13 protein-coding genes are annotated in these 18,053 nt (G+C 72.2%); 9 read left to right on the plus strand and 4 right to left on the minus strand.

Features of this window, described 5'->3' with window-relative positions; all coding sequences use genetic code 11:
• Nucleotides 1-227: 227 nt before the first annotated feature.
• The 4 genes from CAP_RS50615 to CAP_RS19470 all read right to left on the minus strand — a co-directional run bounded on the left by CAP_RS50615 (nucleotide 228) and on the right by CAP_RS19470 (nucleotide 6,389).
• Nucleotides 228-1,115, minus strand: a complete 888-nt coding sequence (locus tag CAP_RS50615) for a hypothetical protein (RefSeq protein WP_044243200.1) — start codon at nucleotides 1,113-1,115, stop codon at nucleotides 228-230.
• On the minus strand, nucleotides 1,115-5,035 hold the full coding sequence (locus CAP_RS19460) for an RHS repeat-associated core domain-containing protein (protein ID WP_052375515.1): 3,921 nt from the start codon (nucleotides 5,033-5,035) through the stop codon (nucleotides 1,115-1,117). Before CAP_RS19460 ends, CAP_RS50615 begins: the two co-directional genes overlap by 1 nt.
• A 62-nt stretch (nucleotides 5,036-5,097) precedes the next feature.
• A complete protein-coding gene (locus CAP_RS19465; RefSeq protein WP_044243202.1) occupies nucleotides 5,098-5,709 on the minus strand; it encodes a hypothetical protein in 612 nt (203 codons plus the stop codon).
• A gap of 86 nt (nucleotides 5,710-5,795) precedes the next feature.
• Nucleotides 5,796-6,389, minus strand: coding sequence for an inorganic diphosphatase (locus CAP_RS19470; protein ID WP_231511567.1), 594 nt, complete (start codon nucleotides 6,387-6,389; stop codon nucleotides 5,796-5,798).
• Between the two features lie 225 nt (nucleotides 6,390-6,614).
• On the opposite strand from CAP_RS19470, the gene CAP_RS19475 reads away from it, so the two are divergent.
• The 9 genes from CAP_RS19475 (at nucleotide 6,615) to CAP_RS19515 (ending at nucleotide 17,972) form a co-directional block, all read left to right on the plus strand.
• Entirely contained in the window at nucleotides 6,615-7,091 is a 477-nt protein-coding gene (locus CAP_RS19475) for a SpoIIAA family protein (protein WP_044243205.1), read from the plus strand.
• Nucleotides 7,092-7,146: 55 nt separating this feature from the next.
• A complete protein-coding gene (locus tag CAP_RS19480) occupies nucleotides 7,147-8,625 on the plus strand; it encodes a sensor histidine kinase (RefSeq protein ID WP_081865049.1) in 1,479 nt (492 codons plus the stop codon).
• Nucleotides 8,622-9,875 (plus strand): STAS domain-containing protein, encoded by a 1,254-nt coding sequence (locus tag CAP_RS44990; protein WP_052375516.1) that lies wholly within the window; start codon nucleotides 8,622-8,624, stop codon nucleotides 9,873-9,875. The genes CAP_RS19480 and CAP_RS44990 overlap by 4 nt, the downstream gene beginning before the upstream one ends.
• Nucleotides 9,872-11,272, plus strand: a complete 1,401-nt coding sequence (locus CAP_RS19490; RefSeq protein WP_044243208.1) for a flavin monoamine oxidase family protein — start codon at nucleotides 9,872-9,874, stop codon at nucleotides 11,270-11,272. Before CAP_RS44990 ends, CAP_RS19490 begins: the two co-directional genes overlap by 4 nt.
• Before the next feature lie 203 nt (nucleotides 11,273-11,475).
• Nucleotides 11,476-13,716, plus strand: a complete 2,241-nt coding sequence (locus CAP_RS19495; protein ID WP_044243209.1) for a serine/threonine protein kinase — start codon at nucleotides 11,476-11,478, stop codon at nucleotides 13,714-13,716.
• Nucleotides 13,717-13,791: 75 nt separating this feature from the next.
• Nucleotides 13,792-15,258, plus strand: coding sequence for a sensor histidine kinase (locus CAP_RS19500; protein ID WP_044243210.1), 1,467 nt, complete (start codon nucleotides 13,792-13,794; stop codon nucleotides 15,256-15,258).
• Between the two features lie 28 nt (nucleotides 15,259-15,286).
• Nucleotides 15,287-16,672, plus strand: coding sequence for a sigma-54-dependent transcriptional regulator (locus tag CAP_RS19505; protein WP_044243300.1), 1,386 nt, complete (start codon nucleotides 15,287-15,289; stop codon nucleotides 16,670-16,672).
• Nucleotides 16,673-16,950: 278 nt separating this feature from the next.
• Nucleotides 16,951-17,460 (plus strand): response regulator, encoded by a 510-nt coding sequence (locus CAP_RS19510; protein WP_052375517.1) that lies wholly within the window; start codon nucleotides 16,951-16,953, stop codon nucleotides 17,458-17,460.
• Complete coding sequence (locus CAP_RS19515) at nucleotides 17,457-17,972, plus strand: OmpA family protein (RefSeq protein WP_044243211.1); 516 nt, start codon at nucleotides 17,457-17,459, stop codon at nucleotides 17,970-17,972. The genes CAP_RS19510 and CAP_RS19515 overlap by 4 nt, the downstream gene beginning before the upstream one ends.
• Nucleotides 17,973-18,053 lie beyond the last annotated feature (81 nt).

Raw genomic sequence — 18,053 nt, forward strand, 5'->3', positions numbered from 1 at the left:
TCTGCCTCGCAAGTATAGATAGATAGTTCCCGTCTCAAAAGCCTGGGTCCAGCGATGCCCGGAGCCCCAGCCGTTGGCGGCGCGATCTCTATCGCTGACCAGTCTACGCGCCCACAGATCTGTCAGAAGAGCCTGTTCGAGGAATTCCTCGCTGCCGAGGGGCGGGCGCTTCCCGAAGCCAACGTGGAGCGATGGGTTGTCACCGAACATGGTCATGCAATGGCGCATCACCGGCGGGTTGCGAAGCGGTAATGGCCAGGCCCGCCATACACCGCGACCTCGCGGCCGGGGCCATTGCGCCCCATGCTGAAGGAAAACGCGAGGATCGGGCGCTGACCGGCTGGAGGGCGGTGCTCGGGGCCGGACCAGCGCACCTCGACGTTCATGGCCAGGGCGGCCCGGAGGAGCGCCACGGCTTCGTCGGGGTCGGTGGTCGTCGCCTGGGTGTCGACGGCGAGGCCGGTGGTGTTCTGCTCGATGAGGTGGAGGTGCTCCCGGATCCAGGCGCCGCCGTGGGTGCCGGAGGCAGGAGGGAACTCGGGGATGTCCAGCTCCGAGGCCAGGGCTGCGCCGACGCGGCCGGCGATACCGAGGTAATGCCAGGGCTGCCGCGCGGAGGGGGAGGGGTCGGGCTCCGTCTCCAGCAGGATCGCCAGGGCTTCGAGGTACTGCACAGGGTCGTCGAAGGCGGGCACGACGCCGAAGGTCTCGGTGTCGACGAGGTACAGGGCGCCGCTCGCGCCGATCCAGAGGGCGGGGTGAGCACGGGGGATCACCGGGAGCAGGACCTGACCCTCGGCGCGGGGTAGCTTCTCAGGCCCGAGGGGGCGCCCACGCCCACCTTCGAGCGATCGGAGCGCGGCGAAGACGCCGAGGTGTCTGTCCGGGGGGATGGGCGTGCCGCCCGCGAGCGCTTCCAGGTCGAGCGCGGCTTCATGGACGGGCAAGTGGCGCTGTTCGAGGAGGGCGCGGAGCGCTTCGGGCGAGGTGGTGTCCGCGGGATCGCGCTGGAGGTCGAGGCTCTGGAAGACCTCGATGGCGTGTCGGCTGAGGCGCTTGCGCGCGCTGTCGCAGAGCCGGATGGGGCGCGCTGTGCCGCCGCGAACCTTGCTCATCAGCGCCTCCCCGCGCGCCGCTGCTGCCGCATGCCCTGGGCCCAGCGGGGGTCGGGCGGGGTGCTGCGGAGGGAGTCCGTGCCGGTCTCGCTGCTGGCGCCAGGCTGCACGACGCGCTCTCGGGGGGCGCCCCAGCGATCGCGGAGATTCTGCAGGAGCTGAGAGCAGTTCGGGCAGGGGGCGCGGGCGGTGCCGTCGGGGTGCTCGGCCTGGACCGAGGTGATGTCGCGCATGCAGCGCTGGATGCGCCGGCGGTCGCGGGGGTTGTCGGGGTCGAGGGGGCGGCCGTTGTTGTTCTGGCGCTCCCAGTTGCGGATGTAGTTGCTGAGCGCCCCGGGCTCGGCGCAGGTGTCGGGGGTCCGTCGCTCGGCGGGATAGAAGGGCTCGCCCCGGAGGTCGACCGGAGGCGGCATGGCTGCGGCGACGACGGGGTGGATCTCCGGGTCGCTGGTGCGGCCCGCTGCGCTCGTGCCGCGGCCGCGGACCCCACGGCCGGACACGGTACATTGCACGGGTGTCAGGCCGTCGGGATCGGCGACGCGGAAGGGCTGGCCGTGGGCGTACTCGAAGCCGTTCAGCCCTCCCGAGAGACCCACCGGGTCCGGGTTGAGGTACAGCCCGATCTCGGGGTCGTAGAAGCGGTAGCGGTTGCAGGAGAGCCCGGTCTCGTCGTCGTGGTACTGGCCCGGGTAACGCCACGGGGTCGAGGCCGGGGCGTCGGGCGGTGTGTCGAGCGCTCCCCAGAGGCTCGGACGCAGGCGCGCCAGCACGTCGCCCTGGTCCGAGAGGAGGAGCGAGGGGGCGCCGCCAGGGCCGAGCGCGTAGTGGACCCACGGGCCCGACGAGGCGGGCTGCGCCGACGCGACCTCCCGGTGCGCGAGGATGCCCTCGGTCTGCTCGTCCCACAGGTAAAGGCGGGCGCGTACGGCGTGCCGCTGTCCCGCGGAGATCTCCTCGGTGATCTCCTGGAGCAGCTCGTCGCCGCTCCAGACGAAGCGCGTCTCGATCACGGAGCCGTCGGCGCCCAGCACCCGCTTCAGGAGGCGGCGCGCGGAGGTGTCGTGGGTGTGCTCGATGCGCGTCCCGTCCGGCCGCACCACCGCGGCGAGCAGGCCGCGGCCATCCCACTCGTAGGCGTCGCGCGCGCCCGTGGCGCCGTCGATGCGGGCCGTGCGCCGCGACTCCCGGTCGTGGGTGTACGTGACGGCGCCTCGCGCGAGCAGCAGGCCGCCCGGCCCGTAGCGGCGGGCCACGGCGTCGGCGCCTGCTTCTCGGAGGCGCCCGCCCCCGCCGTGGACGAAGCGCTCCGCGGGGGCGTGGGTCGAGGAGCGCGCGAGGATGCGGCCGATCGGGTCGTGCTCGTAGCGTGTCCGTTCGCCGCCCGCGACGACGTGCTCGACGAGGTCGCCGGTCGGTGCGTGCGCGAACCCCTCGGCGTAGGTGGTGCCCGGCGGCAGGGAACCCACCCAGGCCGGCTCCGGGCCGCGGGGAGCCGCGCGGCCGAGCACGCGCCGCTCGACCAGGCTCCCGAGTCCGTCGTGGCGACAGAGCACCCGGCCTCCCCCGGGCAGCTCGCGCAGGAGCTCCCGGCCGAAGGCGTCGAAGGTGCGCTCGATGGCGGCGTCCCCGGCGAGGATGCGCCGGGCGCGGCCCATGACGTCGCGCTCGAAGCGCGCCTCGTATGCGGCCGAGGTCCGCAGCGAGGTGCGGCGCCCGGCCGCGTCGTAGGTGCTCTCGACGACGATCTCCCGCCCCGCGCAGGTCTGCACCTCGCGCACGAGGTTGCCGCGCTCGTCGTAGGTGAAGGCGCACGTGGTGGCCTCGGTCTCGGCGTGGGTCAGGCGACCCACGGGGTCGTAGGCGAAGGCGTCGAAGGCGTCGTCGAGGTAGGCGCGGCGGGTCACCCTGCCGCACGGGTCGCGCGCGACGTCGGTCGTCTCTCCCGACCCGCTCTGGAGGCGGGCGATGCGGCCCGCGGGATCGAGGCGGTAGTGCTGCTCGCGCCCGTCCACGAAGCGCTCGGCGATGACCCTGCCCGCCGCGTCCCGATCGAGGCGGTGGACCTCGCCCAGCTCGTTCTCCACCTCCACGAGCTGGCACTCGCGGTCGTAGCGGAACCTGGCGATCTCGCCGTTGGGTTTGCGCAGCTCGTGGACCAGGTGGTAGCCGCCCCAGGAGAGCTCGTAGACCCCGCCGGCCGGATCGCGGTAGCGGTGGAGGCGCCCGTCGGCGTCGCGGGTGATCGCGACCTCCGCGCCGTTCGCGAAGGCCAGCGCCTGGAGGGCGCCGCTCACGTCATACTGGAAGCGGCTGCGGTAGCCCTCCTCGTCGGTGACGGCGATGACCCGGCCCGTGTCGTCGTACTCCATGCGGCGCGGCTTGCCGTGGGGCTCGACCAGCTCGACGAGGTTGGCCTCGGCGTCGTGGCGGAAGAGGGTGACGCCGCCGTCGGGAAGGGTGGCGCTGACCCGCAGGCCGCGCTCGTCGTAGGCGCAGCGGAGAAGCTCGCCCCGCGCGTCCCGGGCTTCGAGCAGGTTCGCGGCGTCGTCGTGGAGGTAGTGGCAGGCCGTGCCGAGGGCGTCGCGGGCCTCGACGACGCGGCCCTGGGCGTCATGATCGTGCTCGATGCGCGCCCCCGCGGGATCGACCACGGCGCGGATGCGGCCTGCCTCGTCGCGCTCGTAGGTGGTGCGCGCACCGGTCGGGTCGCTGTAGCCGACGAGGTCGCCGCGCGCGTCGTAGGAGGCCTCCTCGACCCATACGCCGGCGGCCAGGTCGACCTTGCCGAAGGCGTTGGCGTCGAAGCGCCGCGCCTGGCGGGAGTCGTACACCATGGTGAAGCCGTCGGCGTACTCGAGCCGGCAGTGGAGCATGCCCCGCGCGGGGGTCACCCCGTCGGCGAGGAGGTCGGGGCAACCCACGGCCAGGGCCGGATCCCGACCGGCGGGGTGTGCACACCACGTTTCGATGCACCGACCCTGCGCGTCGTAGAGGTACGAGACGCGCAGGCCCGAGGGGAACGTCTGCGCGATCAGGCGGTGCTCGTCGTACTCGTAACGGACGCTGCGGCCTGCGGCGTCCGTGGCCGAGACCAGGTCGCCCTGGTCGTCGTACGCGTACGTCCTGTGGCGGACGACGCGCCCCCGCGCGGTCACGAGGTCGAAGGCCTCGATGCGCCCGCCCCGCTCGCGCTGGACGCGCACCACGCGGTCAGCGCTGTCGGTCAGCGCGTCGAGCCGGTCCCCCGCATAGGTGAGGTCGATGCGGTTGCCAGCCCGATCCACGACGGTGATGAGCCGGTGGCGCTCCGGGGACGTGGCGTCCGGTGCGAAGAGGTACACGAGCCCTTGCTCGCCCGTGACGAGGAAACCCCCCTCGTCGCGGCGGAGCCGCCCCCCGGAAGAGAGTGCGATCTCGGCCCCCACCAGGGGGATGTCGTGGGTGGACGGCGCGCCCCCGGGCGCATGGACCACCAGGGTGCGACGCCGGAGTTCGATCTCCCACGCGAGCGAGTGGGTCCACCCCGCGCCGAGGCCGATGTCACGCTCCCGGGAGAACGACGAGTAGCTGCGCCGTAGCTCGAAGAGCAGCGGCCCTGTCAGCACCAGATCGGTCCGAGGCAGGGTGTAGACACGCCCCGTCACGGGATCGACCGGGTCGCCCGCGTGGGTGCCACCTCCGCCTCCGTGCGCCGGGTTCATGCAGCCGCCGCCGCTGCCCGGTCCGCAGGTCGCAGCGCCGCGTCCGCCACCATCCGGGCCGTTTCCCCCGTTCTCTCCCGCCGCGCCCTGGTTGCCGCCGCGGGCGTTGCCCCCGCGCCCGTTGCCGCCTCCGCCCGCGCCTCCGCCACCCATGATGAATGCCCCGGGATTCATGCCGGGGATCGCGGGGATGTTGGGGATCGGGGCCGTGCGCGCCATGCGACCGATGGTCGCCCAGATCGGCGCGGGAGGACCAGCGTCACGGGGACGCGGGGATCACCTCACTCGTCGACGGTGCAGCCGTCGATGTTGACGGTCAGCTCCTCGGCGGTGCACACGCCGCAGCCGTCGGGGTTGTGGTTGTAGATGAGCTGACCGCAGGAGATCTCCATGGCGAGGCTGCCGGACCGGGTGGGGGAGAAGTCGCCGGTGACCTGCACGGTGCAGGCGTCGGGGGCCACGGGGCAGGCGGCGTTGGGGAAGCTCTGGATGCGGTAGATGTCCTGGCAGCCGGTGTCGGGGACGGCCATGGTGGCGACGACCTGCACGGGGCCCGCCTCGGTCCCGTCACCCCGGTAGCGGCCCTCGCCGTCGAAGGTGCGCAGGAGGACGCTGAGGTTGTCGCAGCCGTCGGTGCCGACACGGACGAGGAGGCCTTCGTCCGGGGTGTACCGGCAGGCGGCGGCGGTGCCCAGGCTGCGGACCACCGAGACGCCGGAGAAGAGGGCGTCGGCGCAGACGAGGGAGACGCGGCCGTCGCCGACCGCGTTGTCGTCGACACAGGTCTGCGAGCCGCTCGGGCAGGTGTTGTCGACGAGGCACCCGCCAGCGGTGATCGCCGTCACGAGGGCCGACCCGAGGAGGAGACAGGTTCGCGCAAGGAAGGAGCCCATCTCCTGTCTATACGGCCTGTCTCAGGAGAGTCTTTGCAGGACGTCGCCTTTTTTGTTGAGAAATCGACAGCCCCCAAGGTGCGTGGCTAGCCGCCTCCCTCCGACTTCTTGCCACCTTCGTGTGCCACGCTGTCTTCCGTTTCGGATTTCTTGTTTGCCGCGCGGCGGGTGGATTCGTCGATCAGGGCTTCGGCTTCGGTGTGGCCGGCCCAGCCGAGCAGGGTGGCGTTCTTGCGCTGGAAGAAGACGGCGGTGAGGAAGAACTGCTGGAGTTCGGCGCGTACACGCTCGGGGAGGTCGACCGCGTCGCGGATGCCTTCGATGCGGGGGGAGGTGACGGGTACGGCGATCACCCGGTCGTTGCGCTGCCTGCCGCTGCCGTCGTCGGCGTCCTGCTCCACGCGGACGACGCCGATGGGGATGCAGGCCAGCACCACGCCGGGGTAGCTCGGGCCTTCGAGGAGGGCCATGGCGTCGAGGGGGTCGCCGTCGGCAGCGCTGGTGCTCGGGATGAAGCCCCACTCGAAGGGGTAGGTCACGCCGAGAGGGAGAGGGCGGGAGAGGGTGAAGGCCTGGAGGGCGGCGTCGTACTTGAGCTTCACGGAAGAGCCGCGGGGGGACTCCACCACGACGTGGACGTGGCCCTTGGCGTTGCGGGGCGGCAGCCTGGAGAGATCCACGGGAACGTTCCTTCTGCGCAGCGCGCGGTGAGGTGCAGGCATTGCACCGCAGGGAGGAGCGAAGTCCAGCAGGACGTGAGGTCAGGGTGTCGCGCTGCGGTGTGCATGAACACCGAGGGGGCGGGCAGCGCTGCGGAGGGGCATCTCGCAGCAAAAGGAGCCGACGCGGGAGGGGCGGTGGCACGCGGTGGTGCGCGTTGGAGCCCAGGAAGCCGGCTCCTTGAAGTGGACGCAGACCGGCCGGATGGGGCATGCTCCGCGCAGGTGCCTCTCCAGAACAGCACGGCCGAGGGGAGCTTCGGGCTGCACCGGATGCGTTACCACGCTCCCGCTCTCATCGAGTTCGATGTGCGCGGGGCGATCTCGGACGAGGACGCGCGGGGCATCACCGGGTTCATCGTCGAGCACACGCGGATGTTCCCCGACGTGCTCTTCCTCGTGGACGTGGCCGGGCTCGACGCGGTGAGCCTGGGGGCGCGGAAGCTGGCGGCGGCCTCGGCGCAGCAGGTGGCTTACCGGGTGATGGCGTTTCACGGGGCGACCTTCCAGGCGAGGCTGCTGGTCACGCTCACCGTCGGGGCGATGCGGCTTCTCTCGGGCACCAGGACCGAGGTGCGGTTCTTCAAGACGGCCGTGGAGGCGCGGAAGTGGCTCGGGGAGCGGCACTGTGCGCTCTACCCGGCCACCACGGGCGCGGCTTGAGCAGCACGAGCGCTGTTGTTGCCGGGTCGTGACGTGGCGCGTATTGTCGGCGTCAATGGTTGGACCCGCAGCGGACACGTCGAAGCGTGAGGCTGCCGCTCCGGGAGAGATGATGCCCGACGTGCGCGTGTTCCCGCCCGGCTTCCTGGAGGCTCTTCAGACCATCTCCGCCGAGATCGTGCCCCAGCGGCTGCACGCGGCGCTGGCGCGGGTCCTGGTCCAGCACGCCGGCGCGGAGCGCGGGGTGCTGCTCGGTGCGGGGCAGGGCGCGCCCGTGGTGCTCGACTGGGCCGTGGCAGAGGGGATGTCGGACCGGCGCGGGCCCGCGGCGCCCGTGGGGATGGCGGCGCTGGTCTGCCGGACGCGAGAGCAGGTGGTGTTCGCTGACGCGGTGCGTGAGCAGGCGTTCGCGCTGGATCCGTACTTCGCGGTGAACCCGGCGCGCTCGGTGCTGTGCCTTCCCCTGGAGCGGGGGGGAGAGGTGCGGGGGGCGATCTACCTGGAGCACTCCCGGATGGAGGGGCTGTTCACCCCGGAGCGGGTGGCGCTGCTGGTGGCGCTGGGGGCGCAGGGGGCCGTGGCGCTGGAGAACGCGGCGCGTTACGAGGCGCTCGGGCGGGACGCCACCGAACGGGCACGCGAGCTGGAAGAGGTGCACCGGCGCCTCGTGGACGTGGCGCACCAGGAGGGGATGGCCGAGGTGGCCTCGGTGGTGCTGCACAACGTGGGCAACGCGCTCACGGGGGTGAACCTCGCCGCGCAGCTCCTCGCCGACCGGATCGACCTGATGCCGGTGGACCGGCTGCAGAAGAGCATGGGGCTCGTGACCGAGAACGCGGCGAACCTGGGGCATTTCCTCCAGCACGACGAGCGGGGGAAGCTCCTCGTCACGTTCCTGCCGAAGCTCGCGGATCGGCTCTCCCGGGACCGGGCAGAGCTGCTCGGCGGGGTGGAGACGCTGCTCGGGAACGTGGAGCAGATCAACGCGATCGTGGCGGCACAGCAGTCGTACACGCACGGGACACGCGGCCTGGAGATGGTGGAGCTCGGGGAGCTGGTCGAGGAGGCGCTGCGGATGCACGCGGCGGCGCTGCAGCGCCACAAGATCGAGGTGACCCGGGCCATCTCCTCGGTGCCGGCGGCGCCGATCGAGCGGCACCGGATCCTGCAGATCCTCGTGAACCTGGTGAGCAACGCGAAGGACGCGCTGGTGGGGTCGCCCGTGGAGCCGCGCCAGCTCCGGATCTCGGCGTTCCTCTCGGGGCCAGAGCACGCGCGGGTGGTCGTGGAGGACAGCGGGGTCGGCGTCGAGCCGGAGGACGTGAACCGGGTGTTCCAGCTCGGGTACTCGACGAAGGCAGGGAGCCGGGGGCTCGGGTTGCACTGGGCCGAGGGCGCGGCTCGGGCGATGGGAGGTTCCTTGACTGTGGAGAGCCGAGGTCTCGGGCAGGGCGCGTCGTTCACGCTGGAGATCCCCCTGATGTTCGGGGGAGGTAGAGACAGCGATCCGGGCAGCGCGGGGTTCGGCGGATGACGGGAGTCGACGACCGGAACAGGCGGGTGCTGGTGATCGACGACAACGTCGAGATCCACCGTTACCTGCGGGAGATCCTGGCGGGGGGCGAGGAGGACGCGGAGTTCGACGCCATGGACCTCGCCCTGTTCGGGGCCGGGACGGCGCCGGTGGCGATGCGCTTCGAGGTGACCAGCGTCTACCGGGGGGAGGACGGGATCGTGGCGGCGCGGGAGGCGCGCGAGGAGGGGGCGCCGTTCTCGCTGGCCTTCGTCGACGTGCGGATGCCCGCCGGGATGGACGGGGTGGAGACGCTGGAGCGGATCTGGGCCGAGGATCCGGAGATGCAGGCGGTGATCTGCACCGCGCACGCGGAGGTGTCGTGGAACCGCATCCTGTCGCGGCTCGGGGCGCCGCAGCGGTTCCTGGTGCTGAAGAAGCCGTTCGATGCCGTGGAGGTGCGGCAGATGGCGTGCGCGCTCACGGAGAAGTGGTGGCAGGAGGCGACCCTGCGCCGCGGCGAGGCGCGGACGCGGGCGATGCTGATCGCGGTGCCCGACACCATGCTGCGCATCTCCGCGGACGGGCGCTGCGAGGATCTGCGCGCGGTGGTGGGGGCGCAGGACAGGTCGCTGGAGGAGGCGCTGCCGGAGGGGGCCGTGGAGCTGGCGAGGCAGGCCGTGGCGACGGTGCTCGCCGGGGGGCCGACCCAGGTCTTCGAGGTGGAGCGCTACGCGGAGGGGCGGCTCTTCGAGGCGCGCGTGGCGAGGGCCGGGGAGGCGGACGCGCTCCTGCTCCTCCGGGACGTGACGGACCGGCGCATGGCGGAGCTGGCCGCGGCGCAACAGCAGATCCACGAGGAGACCATCGCGGCGCAGGCGGAGATGATGATGGCGCTGTCGACGCCGCTCCTGCCGATCCACGAGGACGTGGTGGTGATGCCGCTGGTGGGGACCCTGGATCCCCGGCGGGTGGACAAGATCCGCGAGGTGCTGACCCAGGGGGTGGCAGAGCGGGGCGTGTCGATCGCGATCCTGGATCTGACCGGGGTGCTCTCGCTCGACGCGGAGATGGCGCACGCGATCGTGTCGACGGCGCGGGCGGTGCGGCTCCTCGGCGCCGAGAGCGTGCTCACGGGGCTCGGGAGCAGCGTGGCGCGGACGCTGGTGGAGCAAGGCGCAGACCTCGGGGGAATCCGGGTGCACCGCGACCTGGGCGCGGGGGTGGCGTACGCGCTGCGCGCGCGGGGTCCGGGGCGCGCGCGGGGATGACGGAGGTCGATGTCCTCGTGATCGGCGCCGGGCTCGCGGGCCTGGAGGCGGCGCGCCGGCTCACGGCCGCGGGGCGCTCGGTGCTGGTGCTGGAGGCCAGCGATCGGGTCGGGGGGCGCACGAAGAGCCACGCGCTCTCCAGCGGGGAGGTGGTCGACCTCGGGGCACAGTGGATCGGGCCCGGGCAGGATCGCGTCGCGGCGCTGGTCGAGGAGCTCGGCCTGCACCCGTTCCCGCAGCACTGCGAGGGCAAGAAGGTGCTCGACCTGGGGGGCAAGCTGCGCACCTACGACGGGGACATCCCCTCGCTGCCGCTCCTCGGGCTGCTCTCGCTGCAGGCCACCATCACCCGCCTGGATCGCCTCTCCGCGGAGGTGCCGCTGGAGGCTCCGCTCCGCGCTCCCCGGGCGCGGGCCTGGGACGCGATGACGGTGGAGACGTGGATGCAGCGCAACGTGCTCACCGCGGGCGCGAGGGCGCTCGTGGACATCGCGGTGCAGTCGATCTTCGCGGCGATGCCCTCGGAGATCTCGCTCCTGCACTTCCTGCTCTACCTGCGCTCGGGGGGCGGGCTGATGCGCCTGTCCACCATCCGAGGGGGCGCCCAGCAGACCCGCTTGCGCGAGGGGACCCAGGAGCTGTCGCGGCGGATGGCGGAGCGGCTGGCGAGGCCGGTGCTGCTCGACGCCGCGGCACAGCGGATCCTCCAGGACGAGGCGGGGGTGACCGTGCAGCACGCGCGCGGCGAGGCGAGGGCAAAGTTCGCGGTGGTGGCGGTGCCGCCCGCGCTGGCGGCGCGGATCACCTACGATCCGCCGCTGCCAGGGGCCCGCGATCAGCTCACCCAGCGGGTCCCCATGGGCTCGGTGATCAAGTGCGTGGCCGTCTACGAGCGGCCCTTCTGGCGGGAGCGCGGCTTCTCCGGGGAGGCGGTGTGCGACAGCGGGCCGGTGCGCATCGTGTTCGACGACTCGCCGGAGCACGCAGGGCACGGGGCGCTGGTGGCCTTTCTGCTCGCCGAGGGGGCGCGGCGCGCGGGGGTGGCGGGGATGGCCGGGACAGCCGGGGCGGCCGAGGGAGAGAGCGTGGAAGGCGTGGAGGGTGAGGCAGGCGCGCGGCGCGCGCAGGTGCTCGCGGTGCTGGGGCGGCTCTTCGGCGAGGAGGCGCAGCGTCCGCTGGAGTACGTGGACAAGGACTGGAGCGAGGAGCCCTTCTGCCGCGGCTGCTACGGGGGGGTGATGCCGCCCGGGGTGCTGACCGCGTATGGCGACGCACTGAGGGCGCCGGTGGGCCGCATGCACTGGGCAGGGACCGAGACGGCCGTGCGCTGGATGGGCTACATGGACGGCGCCCTGGAGTCAGGCGAGCGGGTGGCGCGTGAGATCCTGGCGCGTTGATGGGTGGTTGATGGGTGGTTGATGGGTGGTTGATGGGTGGTTGATGGGTGGTTGATGGGTGGTTGATGGGTGGTTGATGGGTGGTTGATGGGTAGCTGACGGGCGCTGACGGGCGCTGACGGGCTACGAACGGGCCGTTGACGGCCCTGCGGGGCCGCGCGCGTAGGTGGGCCAGGGGCCGCCCTTGGGATATGGTTCCGGCCGTGATCACGATCCTTCGCGATGACGAGGCCCTGGACGAGCTGCTCGGCGCCAGTCTGACGAGCGGTTCGTCTCCCGGGATCCACTACCAGATGATGCGCCGCGCTGGCGTGGGGACCATGTTCGCCTCGTTCTACGCGCTCCGCGTGGCTCCCGAGGGCGAGAGCCCGGTGGTGGTGAAGATCCTCCGCCCGTCGTTCTCCCGCCAGCTCGGGGCGACGGCGGAGGTGGTGGTGCGCAAGGAGGCGGAGTCGCTCCGGCGCCTCAACGAGCGGGTGCCGCCCACGCCCTTCGTGGTCCGGCTCATCGACACCGGGTCGGTCGATCTCCACCGGGGGATGCGCACCCAGACCCTGCCGTGGGTGACCATCGAGTACGTGCACGGTGGCTCGCAGGGCACGACCCTGACCGAGCGGGTGGAGAGCACCATCGAGTTCACCGGGTCGGCGTTCGATCCGGCCCGCGCCATGCGCGCCGTGGAGTGCATGGCCGCCGGGCTCACCGCCGTGCACGAGGTGGGAGTCATTCACCGCGATCTGACCCCGGAGCGCATCCTCTGCTGCGGCGCGGGCGTCGACGAGGTCTTCAAGATCAGCGAGTTCGGCCTGGCGCGGCCGCAGGGGGTGAAGGAGACGCTGGGCATCGGCGTGATCGAGATGGACGGGGTCCGGCCGGTGGAGCTGCTCTCGGCCTCGAAGGAGGTCGGTCCGTGGACCGATCTCTTCGGGCTCGCGGGGGTGGTGTACTTCCTGCTCACCGGCGAGCCGCTCTTCCCGCAGCGGCGCGCGGCCGAGATCCTCGGCGCGGTGACCTCGCGGAACCGGCGCAGCGTGCTGGAGGGGCGCTGGCTGCACCCCGCGCTCCGGTCGCAGGAGTCGGCCTGCAAGTCGATCGATCTGGCCATCCGCTGGGCGACCGCGCCCGCCCCCGACGAGCGGCTCCAGGAGGCCGAGAGCCTGGCGGCGATGCTGGTCCCCTACCTGAAGCCCGTCGCCAGCGTGCCGCTCCTCGCGGTGTCCAACCAGACCGTGTCCGCGCCGCCTCAGCCCTCGCAGCGGCCCCCCGCGGCGCCCCCGGTGATGGACCTCGGACCCGCGCGCCCGGGGCCGTCGTGGTTGCGGCAGACCATCCAGGTCCGGCGAGGGATCTCGGGGTTCCCGAGCCAGCCCGTGCCGGCGCCCGCGCCGCTGCCCCCCGAGGCGGAGGACTACGGCGAGCGGATGACGATCCCCTCGATGCCTCCGCTGCGGGCGCCGCTCGCGCCGCAGATCAGCGAGGTGCCTCCTCCTCCCACCACCATCCCGCCGCTCAGCGCCCTCGACGCCGGCCACGCGACGCCAGTGCCCGAGGTGTGGCGCTGGAGTGTCCTGAACCAGCGGGCCATCGAGGGCGTGGTGCGGAGCGTGGGGTGGGACGGTTACGGCCGCTGCCTGGCGGCGACGAGCGCGGGGCTCCTGTTCTGGAACGGTACGAGCTGGTCCGTCGCCGAGTCGGGGCGGCTCCTCCGGGGGCGGGGCATCCACTTCGTGCAGCGGGTCAGCCCGGGCAAGTGGCTCGTCGGCGGGGATGGCGCGACGCTCGCGACGTACACCACGGGGGGCGTGGCGAACATCTCGCAGCGCGAGGGCGCGGTCGAGCATTACCTGGCCCTGAGCGGGGACGACGAGGACATCGGGGTGCTCGCCTCCGCCGCGGACGGGGCGCCGATCATGCTCCAGACCTTCATCGGCAAGCGGTGGATGCGGGCCTTCGAGGTGGAGGGGATGGCGCACCTCTCGGGCCTGGCGCGGATCGGGGACGATCAGTGGCTCGTGGTCGGCCGAGGCAGGCACGGGCGGGGGATGATTGCCCGCTACGTGCCGCTCGAGTGGTACATCGAGACCCTCCCGGCGCCCGATGTGCGGGCCTTCCTGGCCAGCGCCGCCATGCCCGAGCTGGGGCTCGGCCTGGTCACGGGCGTGGACGGGACGGCGGTCTGGTACCACGAGGGGATGGCCACCGCGGAGACCGTGGACGCGCGCTTCGATCTCTCCGCGGTCGCGCTGTCGCACGACGGTACCGCGTGGGCGGCGTCGGCCCGGCGCATCTGGTGCCGGACGCCAGCGCCGCCCGGGGCCGGCACCTGGACGTGCGTCTGGCAGGACGACAATGCGATGGTGCCCATCGTCTCGCTGTTCGTGGACTCGGGCGTGGCCCTGGTGGTCACCGCGGACGGCGGTGTCCTCGAAGGCCGCCCGAGCTGAGCCCCCGGTCGGTGCAGCCCGGGGGCGATCCGAGGGCGCGGCCGGCCACCTCACTTCGCGTCACACTGGAGCGGCATGAAGCTCACCCGGAAGCTGGTGATCGTCCTTTTTCTGGGGGTGTTCATGGTGCTCACCATCCACGCCTACACCCGGGTGCGGCGGGAGCTCGGGCTGTTCGAGGTGGACATGAAGCGCGACGCCCACATCATCGGGCGGGTGCTGTCGGCCGCGGCGTCCGAGATCTGGCTCTCGGACGGGCGTGAGCGCGCCCTGCGGCTGATCCGCGATGCGAATGAGCGCGAGAGCCACGTGACCATCCGCTACATCGTGCTGCCGCCCGAGCCGGGCTCGGAGGTGCCGCTGGCCTCGCTGGAGGCCCTGGCGCCCGTGCTGCACGACCAGGAGGTGGTGGTGAAGGCGACGCCGCCCGGGAAGGCGGAGTCGCTGGTGACGTACTTCCCGCTGCACGTGGAGGGGACGACGGGGGCGCTGGAGCTGGCGGAGTCGCTCGCGGGGGAGCGGCGCTACATCGAGCGGACCATCCGCAACACGGCGCTGGCCACGGGCGCGACGGTGCTGATCTGCGGGCTCCTGGCGACCGTGGTGGGGGTGTGGCTGGTGGGCAGGCCAATGCAGCAGCTCATCGGCCAGGCGCGGCGGGTGGGGGGCGGCGATCTGCGCACGGGTCCGCCGGTCGCGCAGGACGACGAGATCGGGGAGATGTCGCGGGAGATGAACGCGATGTGCGAGCGCCTCTTCGCGGCCCAATCGCGCATCACGGCGGAGACGTCGGCGCGGCTCACGGCCATCGAGCAGCTCCGTCACGCGGACCGGCTGGTCACGGTGGGCAAGCTGGCCTCGGGGGTCGCGCACGAGCTGGGGGCGCCGCTGCAGGTGGTCACGGGGCGGGCGCGGATGATCTGCGAGGACGACACGCCCCGCGAGGAGGCCGTCGCGAACGCGCTGATCATCGTCGAGCAGGGCCACCGGATGGCGGAGATCATCCGGCAACTGCTGGACTTTGCGCGCCGCCGCGGCGCGGACAAGGCGCCGGTGGGGCTGCGCGGGTTGCTTTCGCGGACGTGCGGGATGCTCGGGCCCCTCGCGGAGAAGCAAGGGGTGCAGATCACGCTCGCGGAGCCACAAGGCGAGGGTGAGGGCGACCTCCTCGCCTCGGTGGACGCCTCGCAGCTCGGGCAGGCGCTCACCAACCTGGTGCTCAACGCCATCCAGGCCATGCCGCGGGGCGGCATGATCACTGCAAGCGTGGGCCGCGAGCGCGCGCGGCCGCCGGCCGACATGGGAGGAGAAGAGGGTGAGCACGTGTGCATCCACATCGAGGACGAGGGGGAGGGGATGACGCCCGAGGTCCTGGAGCACGTCTTCGAGCCGTTCTTCACCACCAAGCAGGTCGGCGACGGCACGGGCCTCGGCCTGTCGGTGGCGTGGGGCATCGTGCGCGAGCACGGCGGCTGGATCGACGTGCGGAGCACGCCCGGCGAGGGCAGCAGGTTTTCCATCTACCTGCCGGTGGAGGCGTGACCATGCAAGCTGGCGGAGAGGCGTGACCATGCAAGGACGGGTGCTGATCGTCGACGATGAGCGGAGCGTGTGCGATCTGCTCGAGTCGGGGCTGAAGAAGCGGGGGTTCGAGGTGGAGACCCGCACCTCGGCGGACGCGGCGCTCGCGCTCGTCGCGGAGGAGGAGTTCGACGCGGTGGTCACCGACATCCGCATGAAAGGGATGGACGGGCTCGCCCTCTGCGAGCGGATCGCGGCGAACCGCCCCGACGTGCCGGTGCTGGTGATCACCGCATTCGGGAGCCTGGAGGCAGCGATCGCCGCCATCCGCGCGGGGGCGTACGACTTCCTCACCAAGCCCTTCGAGCTGGAGGTGCTGCGGCTCGCGCTGGAGCGCGCCATCCGCCACAAGGCGCTGCGCGAGGAGGTGAAGCGCCTGCGGAAGGAGGCGGCGGCGTCACAGGGCCACGGGGAGATGCTCGGGGCGAGCGCGCCGATGCGCAAGGTCTACGACCTCATCGATCGGGTGGCGGAGGTGGACACGTCGGTGCTGATCACCGGCGAGAGCGGGACCGGGAAGGAGCTGGTGGCGCGCGCGCTGCACGGCCGCAGCCAGCGCCGCGAGGGGCCGTTCATCGCGGTGAACTGCGCGGCAGTGCCGGAGCCGCTCCTGGAGAGCGAGCTGTTCGGGCACGCCAGGGGCGCCTTCACCGACGCGAAGGGGGCGCGCCTCGGCCTGTTCTTCCAGGCGAACGGCGGGACCCTGTTCCTCGACGAGATCGGAGACATGCCCCTCGGCCTCCAGCCGAAGCTGCTGCGCGCGCTGCAGGAGCGGCGGGCGCGGCCGCTCGGCGCCGACGAGGAGAGGCCCTTCGACGTGCGGGTGATCGCCGCGACGAACAGCGACATCGAGGCCGCCGTGGAGGAGCGGCGCTTCCGCGAGGACCTGTACTACCGGATCAACGTGGTCCACGTGGAGCTGCCGCCGCTGCGCTCGCGGGGGAGCGATGTGCTCCTGATGGCCCAGCACTTCGTGGAGCGGTTCGCCACGGTGACGGGCCGCAACGTGACCGGGCTCTCGGCGGCGGCGGCGGAGCGCCTCGTCGCCTATAGCTGGCCGGGCAACGTGCGGGAGCTGTCGAACTGCATGGAGCGGGCCGTGGCGCTGGCGCGGTACGAGCAGATCGCGGTCGAGGATCTGCCCCAGAAGATCCAGCGCTACCAGACCCGGGACGTGGTGCCCGTGACCGAGGACCCGGCCGAGCTGCTGCCGATGGACGAGGTGGAGCGCCGTTACATCGCGCGGGTGCTGGAGGCCGTGCAGGGCAACAAGACCCTCGCGGCCAAGGTGCTCGGGTTCGATCGGGCGACGCTTTACCGCAAGCTCGCCCGGTACGGCGAGACACCCCCGACGGGCTCGCCCCCCTCGGGCTGAGGCGGCGCGCGGCTCAGCGGGCTGCGCGGAGGGTCGTCCACGTCGCAGCGCGCGTCGCACAATGCGACGCTGTAGCGATTCACGCCGTGTCATTCTGACGGTGAGCGTTTGTAACCAGCGCAGAATGCGCTGCCATCACGCATGCCGGCGCGAGCGGGGGGCAGGCACGCGCCGTGCTCTGTCTGCATGCGGTCCGCGACCGCGAGTGAGCCGCGGGTGAGCCGCGAGCGAGCCGCGGCAAATACGCGGCGCGCCGCGGGACCAGGAGGCCCCGGATCATGAGCACCAGCACCCCGCACGATCTCGCGCTCTCATCGGGCACGCGACCCACCTCGGGCGAGAGGGGCTCCCGGTGTCCGAGCGCGCGGGCCCACGTGCTGCTCGCCGAGCAGGACAACGAGGTGCTGCGGCTGCTCTCGTATGCGCTCCGCAGAGACGGTCACGCCGTCACCGAGGTGCGGAGCGGCGAGGAGCTGCTCGCGTACCTGGAGCGCGCCGAGACGCACCGCCTGATGTTCGAGCCGCCAGACGTGATCGTCTCCGGCGTGCAGCTCCCCGGGGTGAGCGAGGGCGACGTGCTGGAGGGGCTGCAGCGGGTCTGCCGGTCGGTGCCCATCATCTGCATCACCGCCTTCAACGACCGCGACCTCCAGGCCAAGGCGCGGGTGCTGGGAGCCCTCGCGGTGTTCCGCAAGCCGTTCGACCTCGATGACCTGCGCACGGTGGTCCTCAACCTGGCCCGCCTCCCGCGCGACCTTTGTCCGACCGAGAACGAGGAGATTGCATGATCAAGGTGACTTCGCTCCTGACCCTGTTCCTGCTGGCCGGCGGCGCCTTCGGCTGCGCCTCCGAGCCCGCGCCGAAGCCGCAGACCCCCGCCGACAGCGCCGCGGGGAACGGCGCGGGGGGCGCGCCGCGCACCCAGGGGGAGGGCTCCGTGCAGGTGGATCAGCGCATCGCGGAGGCGTGCTCGCTGCCGTCGTCGTACTTCGCGTTCGACTCGTCGCGCCTCGACACGGGCACCCAGCCCACGCTCGACGCCATTGCCACCTGCTTCTCGACCGGGCCGCTCAAGGGGCGGGGGATGATGATCGTCGGCCACGCCGATCCCCGCGGAGAGCTCGAGTACAACTTCGCGCTCGGCCACAAGCGCGCCAGCTCCGTGGCGCAGTACATCCAGAAGCGCGGGGTGAGCGCGAGCAAGGTGGGGACCTCGTCGAAGGGTGAGCTCGACGCGAGCGGCGAGGACGAGCAGGGCTGGGCCAAGGACCGCAGGGTGCAGGTCTTGCTGGCGGATTGAACGTACGGAAACCACATCGGTTTCCAGCCTGGGCCGCGTCTCGGGTTTCCCCTGGGTTCCCCGGCCCTGGCGCCAGCCCCT

Origin of the sequence: Chondromyces apiculatus DSM 436, from assembly GCF_000601485.1 — a bacterium.
GTDB lineage: Bacteria > Myxococcota_A > Polyangia > Polyangiales > Polyangiaceae > Chondromyces > Chondromyces apiculatus.